The organism is Komarekiella delphini-convector SJRDD-AB1, assembly GCF_014831675.1.
Taxonomy (GTDB): Bacteria; Cyanobacteriota; Cyanobacteriia; order Cyanobacteriales; family Nostocaceae; genus Komarekiella.
This window is the reverse complement of the sequence record NZ_VJXY01000040.1, coordinates 61,107-76,734: the sequence shown is the minus strand read 5'-3', so window position 1 is coordinate 76,734 and position 15,628 is coordinate 61,107. Positions and strand designations below refer to the sequence as shown.

Here is a 15,628-nt window from a genome sequence, read left to right as displayed (position 1 = left end):
CCGAACTCAGAGGTGAAACGCTGCTGCGGCCACGATAGTTTAGGGGTTGCCCTACGCAAAAATAGCTCGATGCCAGGTTTATTTTTTACAAAAACCCCCTATGTCACTGGCTAGGGGGTTTTTGTTTGTGGCTATTTTTAAGTCACCGCATCAGTTTAAACTTCAACCTTTATAAATTTGATTTTTTATTTTTATGTTTCTATATTTAACAATCTAAGCTCGACTTTATCCATTTTTTTTGCTCAGCTATCGCTATCGCTGAAATCTTTGTGGGATAGTAGTTTTACTTTTTGAACTTCATCGCTCATCTATGACATAAAAAAGTATTTGTCAAAAAGCCAGGGTTTTTGCTGCATAAAGAGAACTAAGTTCTTAATTTGGGATAAAGTCGAGCTAAGAAAAAAGATAATTATAGGGCAATACTATTATTACCTATGTGTTTAGATGGTTGAAAAATTGGATATTGATTTATATTTTATCTAATTATTAATTGCGGGTTTTGCGATCTTCGCAGCGTTAGGAAGGAACTGAGCGTCACTGCGAATTGACAATTGTTTTGGTCAATCAAACAGAGAAAGACACTAATATATACCTACTTGGGCTGTAAACTACTTTTACAGCGTTTCAAGAGGCAAGACAAGCATTGGAGAAATTATTAAGATTATCAAGAATTGTTGATATTTGCACTGAACGCACAGGTCGATTTACTAGTTGGTTAGTACTAGTAATGGTGATACTTGGCGTGTGGAATGTTATAGGACGATATCTTGGGCGAATTAGTGGCAACAATCTCACCTCCAATGTTTACATAGAAGCTCAATGGTACATTTTTGATTTAGTTTTCTTGTTGGGAGCAGCTTACACCCTCAAGCATAATGAGCACGTCCGTGTTGATATTTTTTACAGTAATTGGTCGCGTCAGCGAAAGGCACTTGCAGACTTGGTAGGAACAATATTTTTCCTAATTCCATTTTGTATTGTAGTGATTATCTTTTCTTGGGATGCGATCGCCGTTTCGTGGCAAATTCGTGAAGCATCATCTGATCCTGGTGGATTGCCTCGTTATCCCATTAAAGCCATGATCATCATTAGCTTTGTTCTGTTAATTTTCCAAGGAATTTCTGAAGCGATCAAAAACTTAGCAATTCTCCTTGGCGTAACGTCTGGTAGAGAAGGCAGACTAGAACCCCAGGAGGAACATGACACTAGCTTATGAATGGCTAGGGCCACTGATGTTTTCAGGTGCGTTGGTGCTACTGTCATTGGGATATCCAGTAGCCTTTTCATTAGGTGGTGTAGCGATCGCATTTGGAATCCTAGGAATTGGACTGGGTATATTTGATCCAGTGTTTCTCACTGCCATGCCACAGCGAATTTTTGGCATTATGGCAAACTATACTCTGTTAGCTATCCCTTACTTTATCTTCATGGGGGCAATGCTGGAGAAATCCGGGATAGCAGAGAGGCTGTTAGAAACGATGGGAATTTTATTTGGACGCTTGCGTGGTGGACTAGCTTTAGCTGTAGTGTTGGTAGGTGCGTTGTTGGCAGCAACTACCGGTGTAGTAGCTGCAACAGTGGTGGCAATGGGTTTGATTTCCTTGCCGATTATGCTCCGCTATGGCTACAACAAAGAATTAGCCACTGGTGTGATTGCTGCATCAGGAACTTTGGGGCAAATTATCCCGCCGAGTGTGGTGTTAGTAGTACTGGGCGATCAATTGGGTGTATCAGTGGGTGATTTATTTCTCGGTTCCGTGATTCCCGGTTTGATGATGGCCAGTGCTTTTGCTGTGCACGTGTTGATTGTGGCATTTTTGAAGCCAGTAGCACCAGCTTTGCCTGCCCAGGTGCGAGAAATTGGTGGTCAAGCCTTGGCAAAGCGGGTGATTCAAGTGATGATGCCGCCTTTGATACTGATTTTATTGGTATTAGGTAGTATCTTTTTTGGCATTGCTACCCCGACAGAAGCAGGTGCAGTGGGTTGTGCTGGAGCGATCGCTCTTGCTGCTGCTAACCGTCAACTCACCTTAGAATCTTTGCGTCAAGTTTGTGATGCCACTTTACGAATCACCAGCATGGTGATTTTTATCCTGTTTGGTTCTACGGCCTTTAGTTTAGTTTTCCGAGGATTAAATGGCGATCAATTCATGTTTGATGTTCTTGCCAATCTTCCCGGTGGCAAAACTGGCTTTTTGGTCGTCAGCATGGCGGTGGTATTCATACTCGGCTTCTTTATTGACTTTTTCGAGATCGCTTTTATCATCATCCCTCTATTTGTGCCAGTTGCCCAGCAATTAGGCATTGACCTAATTTGGTATGGTGTAGTGTTGGGAGCAAATTTGCAAACTTCTTTCCTGACGCCTCCCTTTGGTTTTGCACTGTTTTACTTGCGCGGTGTTGCGCCCCCGGAAGTCACTACAGCAGATATCTATCGTGGTGTAATACCTTTTATTCTGTTGCAACTGTTGGTGCTGGTGTTAATTATTGTTTTCCCTGGTATTGTCAGCTTCCTACCTTCTTTGGCAGGTTGAAGATGTGGGAATGAGCGATCGCTAGTGGATAAATTCTTTTAAGTTTCTATGTACGGAACCGGACAGACTAAAGTTTGTCTGTATGTGTAACCTTGAGAAAGGTGTTTTAATTCTATTTAGAAGAGTAAGCATTGTAATACATTTACTATTTAAATTTTAGAGCCATAAAAAGGCAAGATTAATCTATAGTTAATCTATCTCATTTGATAGGCTATCTTGTCCATGATTGATAATAAGTCACAAGATAGACTTAGTTTAATAATCGGCAAAAAAGTTAACTAAAACTTTCATATTTAAAAATGTAAATTTCAAAGCTATAAAAGTCAATTCAATTTCAATTCCAAAAGATGTAATTTATTTGCTCCTGTTAAACTTAGAATACTCCTTTAGTCTGAAGCTAAACACCCTAAAAGAAAGAAGTTATTACTTGTGAGGAAATCAATAATATATAAAACACGATTTAAAACCTGTCAAAATTAGACAGTTACCGTTATGTTTACTGTTGATGAGTATGTGATAAATCAGAAAACTGGACAAGTAGGAAAAGTAGTTGGTTACGGACACGAAATAATCAATAATGTGTATACCGTAACGCTGAAAGTTCTGGTAACTGAAACTGTCGGTTCTCCAAAAAGAATATGTCTAGTAGAAGATAACATCTCAGCATGGAATCGGTGTTCAATAGCTTCAGAATCGCACTTAGTTGTAAGCAACATCGAGTTTTAAAAGAGAATTTTAATGTCAATAAAACTAGTTTTAATTGATATTAAATTTTCTTGATTTTTAAACCATAAGTTTAGCAATTTGTTAAACTTAGTGTGAGTTCAGTAAACCTCTCCTTGCCTTAAACCAAAGTTCAATTATGTCTCTCTCCGGCTCGAAGAGGGACAATTTTTTGTAATAAAAACGCTACTACCAATAAAATAATTACAATATGTGGTAGTGCAAACGATCGCAATTGAATGAGGATATAAATTATGCGATCGCCATATTAATTTCTTAATTATTCTAATTGCTAATCAGGTTGCTACTAGCTGTAACAAAATTTGCAAAGCTCAACTCGTTAACGCGATTCCAGTTATACACACTTTGCCGAAATGTTTTCCATTGTTCATAAACTTGTTTGAAAGTTGCATCTTTGTTGGCATTTTCATTGAATAGCTCAAAGGATATTTTTTGTGCTGCTTGCATAATCTCTGGGCTGTAGGGAGTAAGCTTAGTACCACCAGCCAGCAACCGTGAAAGTGCTTCCCCATTCAAAGCATCATATTCACTGAGCATATTCAAGTTAGCCTCTAAAGTCGCAGTTTTAAAAATTTCCTGATATTCTTTGGGCAGCCGCTTCCAAGCATTCAAGTTAACTAACACATCTAGGGTTGGCCCTGGTTCCCACCAGCCAGGATAATAGTAGAATTGCGCGGCTTTATTTAGACCGAGTTTCTCGTCATCATAAGGGCCTACCCACTCGGCTGCATCAATTGCTCCCCTATCTAGTGCTAAATAAACTTCGCCTCCAGGTAATACTTGCACATTCACGCCCAAACGGGACATAACTTCTCCACCCAATCCGGGAATTCGCATTTTCAACCCCTTGAGGTCAGAAATAGACTTAATTTCTTTTTTGAACCATCCCCCCATCTGTGCCCCAGTACTACCAGCAGGAAAATTAATTACGTTGAAGTTAGTATAAATTTTTTGTATGGCTGCTAATCCACCACCGTGATAGAGCCAAGCATTCTGCTGTTGGGCATTTAAACCAAAAGGTACAGAAGTAGCGAAAGCTAAGGCCGGATTTTTGCCGATGTAATAGTAGCTGGATGTATGACCACATTCAACAGTCCCGGCTTGCACAGCATCAAGTACTTGCAATCCTGGTACCAACTCCCCAGCTGCAAACGGTGTAATCTTGAAACGTCCGTTGGTCATTTCCTCAACCCGCTTAGCAACTGTATTCGCACCGATAAAAGTACCCAAAGACTTGGGCCAGCTGGTCGCCATCCGCCAACGGATATTTGGCAGTCCAGCTTGCACAATAGGAGATGTACTAGTTCGGGTACAAGAAACTAGGGTAGCAGCAGTTGCCGTAGCGATCGCAGCTGTGTTGAGAACCTCTCGGCGTTTCATAATTATTAATTATTTAAAGTAGTCAGAGTTTTAAGCTTATACTGCCCCTAATAACACCTTGTCAACTTGATAGAAATTAGTTAACGAGGCAGGATATCATCTAGGCGAAGTTGGAGACGGGGTAAAAGTGGTGAGTTAATTGATTGGTTTAGTCGGTATTGTTGTTGAATATAGGTGTCTTCAACCAATTGACAAACAGTGAAAGTAGGTTGTTTGGGTTTACCAATAAATGCTACACCGCCCAGTCCTCGGTAATCTATAATCCAGTACTCAGGAATGCCTAAAAGTGCATATTCCTTAACTTTGCAAGCATAGTCAGTTTCCCAGTTGGTGCTAACGACTTCAACCACCAGTTTAATGGAGCGTCCCAGCGTAATCACGGCTTCTTGCTCCCAAAGGGGTTCACGTTTTTACTCATGCTACCTAATAGTAATAGGTGACGGATATTGAAATTATCCATCACCCATTACCAAAAGACTATTAACCAAGTAATTAGCTTAATGTTTATTTTAAGTTTTGGCTTTTTGTTAACGCCAATGTTTGGGTACTTGAAGATTTTCTGGCAGAATAGTTGTGCGATCGCCAATTGCCAATTCAATCTGCTCTAATTCTAAATGTTCAGATTTACTCAAGTTTGCTCCTGACAGGTTCGCTTTTTGTAGGAATGCTTCTAGTAGGTTAGTTCCAGTCAGGTTTGCTTCTTGTAATTTAGCTTCATACAGGTTTGCTTCTTGTAAGTTAGCTTCTTGCAGATTGGCTGTACTGAGTAATACATTTTCTAGATTCGCTCCAATCAGTTTCGCCTTTTGCAAGTTACTGCCAATCAAGTTTGCTTCTTGGAGATTGCTGCCCTCAAAGTTTACTCCGCAGAGGTTGGCATCACAAAGAATTGCTCCTTCTAAATTGGCATTATAAAGAATTGCTCCTTCCAAATTGGCATCATAAAGGGTTGCTCCTTCCAAATTGGCATCATAGAGGATGGCCTTAGAGAGGTTAGCTTTTCTAAGGATTACTCCTTGCAGATTTGCTTCTGGAAGAATTGCTTTTTGTAGGTTGGCTTCATAGAGGATAGACCCACAAAGATCAACTTCAGATAAGTCTGCCTCAGAGAGGTCTGCTCGTATGAAGTTGACCCATTGCAAGTTTGCTCCTATCAGGATTGCCTTGGAGAGGTTGGCATCCATTAGGTCTGCACCAGTGAGGTCTGTATTACGTAGATCTAGTTTCTGATTTATGGGATCATTTTGTGAATCTCGTCGTCCAATGACAGTCAAAGCTGTTTGAATATCTGTGGGAAGTTTTGATGATTCTTGCGACTCAACCTCGTCTTCATCTTCTTGCCTGACTGGGGCATTCTCTCGGATAAAAGCAGCGAGGATTTCCATAATTGTCCAATGGTCTTTTGGGGAATCTTTGGCGATTCTTTCTAAAGCATAAATAGCGGCGAATCGTGTTTCAATCTTTTCATTACCCAACTGTTCAATTGCTTTAGAAAATCGTTCTGGAGCAAATTCTTCTAGATTTGGTTGTTTGTAGTTAACGCCTATTGCAATATTTTTATCCCAACCTAGCACCTCATTTAGGTGTTTCGTTAATCCACTCTGATCCATCCCCAGAGAGAGTCTGGAGGTAAAGTAAGCATTAATGCTAACAGCTAATCCTCCAAAGATTATGGCAATAATTGTTAATAGTTGAGTGATATATTCTATCTTTTGCTGATTTGATACTCCTTGAATATCTGAAAACAATGAGTAAGTTAAAGTTAATGGAAAAATAAATATAACTGCAATAATTAGCAACAAACTTGTGATTTCATTGGTCTTGATCAAGGACATGTGATGAGTCCTCATATCTGACTCCTTAAGTAAGTTAATTTAGGTTTATCCTATGAGGTTAATTCAATATTTGATACCGTACAAACACTGATAAAATGACCAACAAAAAAATCTGTTATATAAAGATTTATCTATTGATTCTGAGAAATTATTTCTATAAACAATATGAATTAAGCAAGTTCGCAGAGTCAAAAAGCCTTTCATAGCAAATGAATGTTTGTATTCCACTTTTGCTGTGATGACTGAAAGTGGCAGAACTATCCAAAAAAAAGTCTACAAGGTCAGAACTGTAGGAAATACAGGTATTTAAACCAGGTTGGATATCAAAAATATTAAATGAAATACATAGCCTTTCTCGTTTCCCAGCATCACTCACTGGGTGTACAAAAATGTTGCGTCTTTATAAAGAATCTATATTTCACGCAGTTGAAAACGGTGAAAATATTTGTATAACTAATCACAAAACATCTTTAATAAATCTTAACAATTACTAATTACCTAGATTGAAAAGTTGATGAGGTTTAAGTAATTAGCCAGATTAGTGCTAATGTGTTGCTGCTTCAAGATAATCTAGTAGGAAATCAATACCTATAGGATAAGCATTCTTTACCTTCTTTGTGATTTGGAGAAAGGGTAAGGGGTAAAGGGGAAAGGGTAAATCCAAATATGCACCCCTTTAATCGAGAACTATTGGGTAGGGGATCAGGCATATTATGAATATTTTTTATCTCCAGAATTGTTATGGAGATTTTTAGGAGAAATTATAGGATTTTAGGAAAACGGTAGAATGCGCCCAAGTAACTAAATTGATGCTCAGATAACTTAACTAGATTGCCGCCAATGTGTTGGTGGTTCCATGTAATCGGGTAAGCGAGTTGTGCGATCGCCAAGTGCCATTGTAATCTGGTGTAACTCTAAGTTTTTGGCTCCTGTTAAAACTGCCCCTTCGAGTTTGACATCCCCAAGGTTTGCACCAGAAAGGTTAGCACCCATGAGGTTTGAGCGAGTTAGGTTGGCTTGATAGAGGTTTGCCCTCTGGAGGTTGGCTCCGATGAAGTTTGCCTGATATAGGTCAGCTTCGGTTAGGCTGGCTTCCGAGAGGTTAGCAAAATAGACATCTGTTTGCTTAAGTTTGGCTGCATTCAGATTTGCCCCTGAAAGGTCGGCTCCATTCAGGTTGGCTCCATTCAGGTTGGCTCCAATTAGACCTGTTAGATGCAAGTTGGCTTTACCAAGCTTTGCTCCTTGCAAGTTAGCTAAGAATAGCTTCGCCCCAGAGAGGTTAGCGACTTTCAAAGTTGCTTGTTGCAAGTTAGCTTTATAAAGGTTTGCCCCTTGCAAGTTGGCTGCACGCAGACTTGCTCCAGATAAGTTAGCTGAACGCAGGTTTGCTCCAGATAAGTCGGTGCGATTGAGGTTTGCTCTTTGTAGATTGGCTCCAATTAGACTAGCTTTTCGCAATTTGGCTTCGTAGAGAATAGACCCAACGAATTTAGCGCCATCAAGGTTTGCTTCAGATAAATCAGCTCCACGCAGGTCGGCTGCACTAAGGTCAGCTCCGCGTAGGTCTGCTTGTTGGAAGTTGACCCCTAAAAGATCTGCTCGCCTAATGTCTGTATTACGTAAATCAAGTTTCTGCTCTTTCGGGTCTTCGAGTGAATTACGCCGTCCGATGACAGCTAAAGCTGCTTGAATATCGGTGCGAATTTTTGGTAATTCTTCATGAAGATTCTGATCTGAGTATGGTCTAGGACGTGGCCCACCTCTACGCCTACTTGTGTAGACTGCTGGTGAGTATTCTAGCTGTTGTCGGATCTCCATTGACTGGGTTGATGCATTCTCTCGCACAAAGGCAGTCAGGATTTCCATGATTGTCCAGTGTTCTTTAGGAAAATCCTGAGCAACTCGTTCTAATGCATAAATTGCACCTGTTCGAGTTTCAATTTTCTCATGTCCAAGCTGTGCGATCGCCGCCATAAAACGCTCTGCAACCAGCCTGTCTTGATTGAGTTTGGCATTTTGAATGCCAATTTCCAGATTTTTTTCGGTTGCGATCGCATTTTTATGCATGGATTGGGCACGCTTTGCCGCATAGTAAGCATTAAACATGACTGCCGATGCCAGGAAAACTATTGCAGTAGTTGTTAATGCTTGGTTTCTGTACTGTATTTTTTCCTGAACTGACAATTCCTTAATACTGGACAATGCGAAGAAAATTACAGTCAATGAGAGGGCAAATATAACTGTTATGGCTATTAACCAATTCAACAGAGCGTCTGTCTTATTAGCAGACATGGCAGAAATATTCCTCACAATCCAGAATTATTACTTAGATGTTAGGGTAAATCAGTATATCATTTAGCTGATAATTTTACTACGTCTCAAAAGACTTATCTAAATTCAATATGGCATCTAATCTACTAGTAGCTTGATATTCTTTGAAAGAAATTGTACCTAAACGAGTAACGGTTGATCATTAGACATCACACGTTTGAAGATGGCTCGTCAAACAATTTTAGATTTTAGATTGACCCCACGGATCAATCCGCTTGCTCTGTACCATTAAGGAATCATTGGTCACGAAATATCTACTATATTTATCCCCTTAGTATCTCAATACCTTTCGGTTAATAGGGAAAGACTGAGATTTACCCTTTTCACAGACCACAAAAGAGATAAGAAGTGCTTATAAAACAAAGTATTGCTTGGTATCTTACTCAGAGAATTTGGCTTCTCTAATGTTTGCGCCATCGAATATGGCATTATCAAGAATTGCTTCATGCAGGCTAGCTAGATATAAGTTGGCTTGATAAAGATTTGCTCCAGAGAGGTTTGCTTTTTCTAGGTTAGCTGCACTGAGGATTGCTCCCTCTAAATTGGCCCCAGCAAGGTTAGCCCCACAAAGGTTAGCTGCACTAAGGATTGCTCCCTTTAAATTGGCTCCAGAAAGGTTAGCCTCAGAGAGATTAGCTAGGTAAAGATTTGTATCTTCTAGATTAGCGCTATTCAAATTAGCTCCCCTCATGTCAGTATGACTCAAATCAAGTTGCTTATCTTTAGGGTCTTTTTTTGCATCTCTTCTGACGATAACTGCAAGAGCTGCTTGAATATCTGTAGGAACTTTTGCTAATGGGTTGCTTATTAGTTCCAATTGGAGCATATAAGGAGAATTTTCTCTCACAAAAGTAGTAAGAGTATCTATAATCAGCCAATGGTATTGTGGATGATCTTGAGCAATTTGTTCCAAATCATGAATTATAGTCAGGCTGGTTTCTCTAGGATTATTTCCAAGCTGTTCAATTCTTACTTTTAAACGTTGTTTTACTGATTTATGATGAGTAGTTTTAACTGGTTTTTGAGCAACAACTATCTTAAGGAATAGTTTTGACAAGAGACTATCATCATTAAGTAAAATACTTTTCATATAAGAATAAGCATTAATAATTACTGTCAACATACTTACAGTTTTTTACTATAACGGTGTATGCTATTGTTCCATATAGATGGATTTATGAACATTAGTAAATATAACTACTAATGCAACAAAGAAAAGAGAAACATAACTTTTGTTAAGTAGACATAGATAATGCGCGATCGCTAAGCTTCTTAGTTATGAGTTGTACTAACTACTCTTCATTCTTCATCGACAACTGAGGCTGATCATGAAAATTTTCATTTATGTTTAATAATTGATCTGTATTGAAAATATACTTGTATCCTGGATTGTAAGCACTAACTCATGGGTTATAAAAAGGCGTCGGAAAAACCATTCCTTCTCGGTAGGTGATGAAAGACGCCTTTTTAGGCCGTTGACGGTCAACAGTCAACATGAAATCCCATACCCTTTTAGAGGTGGGATGAGCTTAACTTGTCAAAGCCCTGATTAGTATCCATATTTTTCCTATCTTCTACTTCTTTTTTATCCCGCCTCGGAATCAATTTTGAATGTTAAGATGCAAAAAAATTTACAGCCGATAGTTAAAAATCTAGTGCTGATTGGTGGTGGTCATAGCCATGCTATTGTCCTGAAAATGTTTGGTATGAAATCACTACCTGGAGTACGTTTAACTTTAATTACTGCAACATCCGATACAGCCTACTCTGGAATGTTACCAGGGCATATTGCCGGATTTTATAATCATGATGAGTGTTATATTGACTTGCAATCCTTAGCAAACTTTGCTCAAGCAGAGTTGTATGTTGACACAGTAGTAGGACTTGATTTAAAAAATAACAAAGTTCTTTGTGCTAACAGACCTGCTGTAGATTTTGATGTGTTGTCCATTGATATTGGCAGTACTCCTGCCACATTATCTGTAACAGGTGCGGCAACTTATGCAATTACGGCTAAGCCAGTAGCGCAACTACTAAAACATTGGGATAAGTTAGTTGAAACTATCACTAAAAATCCCCAAGAATCAATTACTATTGCAATTGTAGGTGGAGGCGCTGGCGGTGTAGAATTAGCGCTATCAATGCGAGCTAGATTACATAGAATTTTGGCTAAAATGCAACAATCAAGTCCAAATTTAGCAATTCATTTATTTCAGCGTGATACAGAATTGATGCCTAAATATCATCAATCAGTGCGACATCAAATTAAACAAATTTTAATCGAAAAAGGTATTAAGCTACATCTTGGGGAAACTGTATGCAACGTTGCACCGAAAAACCTCATCCCTAACTCTTCTTTGCAAACGGCGAGAGTAAATAGAGAAGTGTTTGAGGTTAAATGTGAATCTGGGTTAATGGTAGAGTGCAATAAAATTTTTTGGGTAACACAAGCATCAGCACCCGAATGGTTAAAAACATCTGGACTCAAAACTGACAAGCAAGGCTTTATTTTGGTAGAAGACACGTTACAATCTCAAACGCACCCACACATATTTGCTGCTGGTGATATAGCCACAATGGTAAATCATCCCCGTCCGAAAGCTGGGGTGTTTGCTGTGCGCCAAGGTAAGCCTTTGTTTGAGAACTTGCAACGGATTTTATTAAGTAAGTCGCTTAAACCCTATAAACCACAGAAAGAATATTTGAGTTTAATTGGTACAGGAGATAAACGAGCGATCGCAACAAAGGGTAATTTTACATTACCACCCCACAAACTATTGTGGTGTTGGAAAGATTGGATTGACCGTCGCTTCATGAAACGCTTCAGCAACCTGCCACAGAAAGAGCCAAAGAATCGCTCTAGCGCTGATTACAATAATTTGTGTTGACAAACACTTTGAAATTTTGTCTTTGCATGGTCAAATAAAAATGATTTAATAAAATTCTTGCAAAACGTGTATTGTTACCTCCACTATTAACTTTTGCAAGATGTCTAATCACTACATGACTATTTACCGATGAAAGACTCTATTGCTCGTACAACAGCATTATTATCTACTTGCGCTGTGCTGCTGACAGCCTGTGGTGGCGGTACTCAAACTAGTTCAGCAGGTAATACCGCCAATAATACTACAACTAACACCACAGCCACAACAAGTACATCCAGTGTTGTTCCCATCGGTGTAGCAGTTGCCCAAACTAGCAACGTCGCCTTATTGGGTCAAGAGCAAGTTGCTGGAGCCAAAATTGCCGAGAAGTATTTTAATGATAAAGGTGGTATCAACGGTACTCCAATTAAATTGGTCTTTCAAGATACTAGTGGTGATGAAGCAGGAGCAATTAACGCTTTCCAAACTTTAATTAATAAAGATAAAGTTATTGGTATTGTAGGCCCAACTTTATCACAGCAAGCTTTTAGCGCTGACCCTGTTGCCGAACGTGCAAAAGTACCAGTGATTGGCCCATCAAATACTGCTAAAAATATTCCCGAAATTGGTGATTACGTTGCTCGTGTTTCCGCACCAGTTTCTATTGTTGCGCCTAATTCAGTTAAAGCCGCACTGAAGCAGAACCCACAAATTAAACAAGTTGCAGTTTTCTACGCTCAAAATGATGCGTTTAGCAAGTCTGAAACGGAGATTTTCCAGCAAACAGTTAAGGATCAAAAGCTGGAATTAGTAACAGTGCAAAAGTTCCAAACTAGTGATACAGACTTTCAAAGTCAAGCTACTAATGCTATTAACGCAAAACCAGATTTAATCATTATTTCTGGCTTGGCTGCTGATGGCGGTAATTTGGTGCGACAACTACGGGAACTCGGTTATACAGGCTTAATTGTTGGCGGTAATGGTCTGAATACCTCAAATATATTGCCAGTGTGTAAAGCACTTTGCGATGGTGTATTGATTGCTCAAGCTTACAGTCCAGAGCATCCAGGTGAGATTAATGCAACTTTTCGTAAAGCTTATTTTGACCAATACAAGAAAGAACCACCTCAATTCAGTGCTCAAGCTTTTGCTGCCGTACAAGTGTATGTAGAAGCTCTGAAAGCTATAGATACAAAGAGCAAAATCAATAAGTTACCCTTGCCACAATTACGAACAGAATTGAATAAACAGATATTATCTGGAAAATACAACACACCCCTTGGCGAAATTAGTTTTACACCAGTAGGTGAAGTAGTGCAAAAAGATTTTTACGTAGCCCAAATCAAACTTGATAAAGATAAAATTCAGGGCAGATTCACATTTCTTAAATAGTTTTACATGACTATAAATCTGTTTTTGCAGCAATTATTAAATGGGTTATCTATCGGCAGTGTCTACGCGATTTTTGCTTTAGGATATACCTTAGTTTATTCCATTTTGGGCATCATTAATTTAGCTCATGGTGCGATTTTTGCTCTGGGTGCATATTTCACTTATACACTCATGGGTGGTAGCTTTGGATTTAACGGCTTACTGGCTAATGCAGCTTTGCCTATAAAATTACCATTTGCCATATCCTTGCTTTTAGGAAGTACCTTGGCAGGACTGGTAGGAGTTGTCATGGAACGCATTGCCTTTCAACCTCTACGGCGTCAAGGTTCTGACCCTTTGCTGACAGTAGTTTCTAGCTTAGGTGTAGCTGTAGTAATTGTGAACTTAATCCAGTATTTAGTAGGCGCAGAAAGTTACACATTTCCAGCTGATACTTACGGTAATTTGCCACCTGCGATTAACTTTGGTACGCCAGAAAATCCAATTCCGATTCGTAGCGTACAGGTGGTAATTTTTGCTGTATCTGTGGTGTTTGTGGCAATTATTACCTATTTTATTAATCGTACTAAATATGGTAAGGCAATGCAGGCGATCGCAGAAGACCCTACTACTGCTAGTTTATTAGGAATTAATACTGATCGCTTTATTATCCTAACATTTTTCATTAGCAGTTTTTTAGCAGGATTAGCAGGGACTTTAGTCGCCTCTAGTGTTAGTATTGCCGGGCCATATTTTGGTATTGCTTTCGGTTTGAGAGGTTTAGCGGTAATTGTTTTAGGTGGTTTAGGTAGTATTCCTGGTGCAGTACTAGGAGGCTTAGTAATTGGACTAGCAGAGGCATTTGTACCAAGCGAATACTCTGCCTTTAAAGACGCGGTAGCCTTTGGAATTTTATTTATTATGCTATTAGTTAGACCCCAAGGTTTGCTAGGACGGCGGTTTATTCAGAAGGTTTAAGGAGGCGTAGCGCTATGACAATATTCACAAAACAGAAACTAACTTTTGAGCAGTTTCTTGAACAGTGTTCAGAGGAAGGTTTATATGAACTCGTTGATGGAGAAGTAGAAGTGCGTTCAACCAGAAATCATGATGATATCGCCAATTTTATATTGTCTGCTTTCAACGATGAAATTAAACGACTTAACTTGAATTATGTGGTAAAAAACACAGCAGTATTTAAAACTATAACCGCTAAAGGAACAGAGCAAGGACGAAAACCTGATGTAAGTGTCATAGATAAAGATGTATGGTGCTCAAATCGTTCTGCTTACTCTGCACTTGAAGAACCTATCCAGTTAACTATAGAAGTGACATCAACTAATTGGGAAGATGATTACATTGATAAATTGGATGAATATCAACGCTTAGGTATTACAGAATATTGGCTCGTAGATTATTTGGCAATTGATTTAAGAGAGTATTTAGGAAATCCGAAAGTTCCAGCAGTGTTTGTGTTTTTATTAGATGCTGAGGAAAAATACCAGCGTACACAGTTTAGAGATTCAGAGCGAATTATATCCAGAACTTTTCCTGAACTATCACTGACAGCAGAGCAAATATTAACAGCTTGAGAATTGATGAAAGCGTAAAATGGCTGATTTTTTGGCAACTTATGGTTCTTTATTCGTCTCTATGGTATTAGGGGCATTGCTTGGTTTATCCCTATATTTACCATTAATGGCTGGGCAATTATCTTTAGCTAGCCCTGGATTTTACGCTGTTGGTGGGTATGTTGCCGCAATTTTATCTACTACTGTTTTTGCTACCCCTGCTGGTAATTTATTTCCAATTCACCTGCTGTTATTAGAAATGCTAATTGCAGGTATAGTGTGTGGTTTTTTAGGTATAGCAGTAGGAATCCCAGTACTACGATTGCGGGGAATTTATTTAGCGATCGCCACCATTGCTTTTGTAGAGGTTTTACGAGTAATATCATTAAATCTGGATATTACAGGCGGTGCGATCGGCATACCTAATATTCCTCAACCTTTCGACATCCAAATCAGCTATTTGTGGATTGCTTTACCATTACTTCTCATTAGTATGGTATTGTTTTACCGCCTAGAACGCATCCGTGTGGGCAGGGCATTTATTGCTATCCGCGAAGATGAATTAGCTGCGGGTGCAATGGGGATTAATCCTACTTATTACAAAGTTTTAGCTTTTACCCTGGGAGCAATTCTAGCAGGGGTTGTAGGTGCAATTAGTGCCCACTTTCTCAACACTTGGAATGCTCGTCAAGGAACTTTTGATGCCAGTATTATATATTTAACTTTCGTATTGATTGGTGGTTCCAGAACTTTTTTGGGGTCAGTCGTAGGAGGCATGATATTTACCGCTTTGCCAGAAATTTTGCGAAACTTAGCCGACACAGGTGGATTACCTACTTGGTTGGCACAGTTTTTACGAGATGGCAGACTAATTATTTTTGGCTTGCTGATAGTCACAGGGACAATCTTTTTCCCTCAAGGATTAGTGACTCCAGATATTTTTAAAAGACGCAAAACTAGAGACAGGCAAAGCAGCAAAAACCAAAATTGAA

At 39.2% G+C, this 15,628-nt stretch carries 11 protein-coding genes and 1 pseudogene; 7 read left to right on the top strand and 5 right to left on the bottom strand.

Features of this window, described 5'->3' with window-relative positions; all coding sequences use genetic code 11:
- Nucleotides 1-643 precede the first annotated feature (643 nt).
- Both FNW02_RS27220 and FNW02_RS27215 read left to right on the top strand, forming a co-directional pair.
- Nucleotides 644-1,216, top strand: a complete 573-nt coding sequence (locus FNW02_RS27220) for a TRAP transporter small permease subunit (protein WP_191760600.1) — start codon at nucleotides 644-646, stop codon at nucleotides 1,214-1,216.
- The gene (locus tag FNW02_RS27215) at nucleotides 1,200-2,534 is read left to right on the top strand and encodes a TRAP transporter large permease (RefSeq protein ID WP_191760599.1); all 1,335 of its coding nucleotides are present in this window, start codon (nucleotides 1,200-1,202) and stop codon (nucleotides 2,532-2,534) included. Before FNW02_RS27220 ends, FNW02_RS27215 begins: the two co-directional genes overlap by 17 nt.
- A gap of 1,008 nt (nucleotides 2,535-3,542) precedes the next feature.
- Here FNW02_RS27215 and FNW02_RS27210 read toward each other — a convergent pair.
- From FNW02_RS27210 to FNW02_RS27190, 5 genes and pseudogenes are all read right to left on the bottom strand, one after another.
- A complete protein-coding gene (locus FNW02_RS27210; RefSeq protein WP_191760598.1) occupies nucleotides 3,543-4,658 on the bottom strand; it encodes a TRAP transporter substrate-binding protein in 1,116 nt (371 codons plus the stop codon).
- An 80-nt stretch (nucleotides 4,659-4,738) separates the two neighbouring features.
- Nucleotides 4,739-5,065 (bottom strand): annotated as a pseudogene (locus FNW02_RS27205) (Uma2 family endonuclease); the annotation flags it as partial.
- A 120-nt stretch (nucleotides 5,066-5,185) separates the two neighbouring features.
- Nucleotides 5,186-6,493 (bottom strand): pentapeptide repeat-containing protein, encoded by a 1,308-nt coding sequence (locus tag FNW02_RS27200; protein WP_191760597.1) that lies wholly within the window; start codon nucleotides 6,491-6,493, stop codon nucleotides 5,186-5,188.
- Nucleotides 6,494-7,315: 822 nt separating this feature from the next.
- Nucleotides 7,316-8,788: a pentapeptide repeat-containing protein gene (locus FNW02_RS27195; protein ID WP_191760596.1), complete on the bottom strand. Its 1,473-nt coding sequence runs from the start codon at nucleotides 8,786-8,788 to the stop codon at nucleotides 7,316-7,318.
- Between the two features lie 418 nt (nucleotides 8,789-9,206).
- On the bottom strand, nucleotides 9,207-9,950 hold the full coding sequence (locus FNW02_RS27190; protein WP_191760595.1) for a pentapeptide repeat-containing protein: 744 nt from the start codon (nucleotides 9,948-9,950) through the stop codon (nucleotides 9,207-9,209).
- Nucleotides 9,951-10,446: 496 nt separating this feature from the next.
- On the opposite strand from FNW02_RS27190, the gene FNW02_RS27185 reads away from it, so the two are divergent.
- The 5 genes from FNW02_RS27185 (at nucleotide 10,447) to FNW02_RS27165 (ending at nucleotide 15,627) form a co-directional block, all read left to right on the top strand.
- Entirely contained in the window at nucleotides 10,447-11,715 is a 1,269-nt protein-coding gene (locus tag FNW02_RS27185) for an FAD-dependent oxidoreductase (protein WP_191760594.1), read from the top strand.
- A 129-nt stretch (nucleotides 11,716-11,844) separates the two neighbouring features.
- The gene (locus FNW02_RS27180) at nucleotides 11,845-13,086 is read left to right on the top strand and encodes an ABC transporter substrate-binding protein (RefSeq protein ID WP_191760593.1); all 1,242 of its coding nucleotides are present in this window, start codon (nucleotides 11,845-11,847) and stop codon (nucleotides 13,084-13,086) included.
- Between the two features lie 6 nt (nucleotides 13,087-13,092).
- A complete protein-coding gene (locus FNW02_RS27175) occupies nucleotides 13,093-14,043 on the top strand; it encodes a branched-chain amino acid ABC transporter permease (protein WP_191760592.1) in 951 nt (316 codons plus the stop codon).
- 14 nt (nucleotides 14,044-14,057) lie between these two features.
- A complete protein-coding gene (locus tag FNW02_RS27170; RefSeq protein WP_191760591.1) occupies nucleotides 14,058-14,657 on the top strand; it encodes a Uma2 family endonuclease in 600 nt (199 codons plus the stop codon).
- 19 nt (nucleotides 14,658-14,676) lie between these two features.
- Nucleotides 14,677-15,627 carry a branched-chain amino acid ABC transporter permease gene (locus FNW02_RS27165; protein ID WP_191760590.1) on the top strand — a complete coding sequence of 317 codons (951 nt, stop codon included), beginning with the start codon at nucleotides 14,677-14,679 and terminating at the stop codon, nucleotides 15,625-15,627.
- Nucleotide 15,628 lies beyond the last annotated feature (1 nt).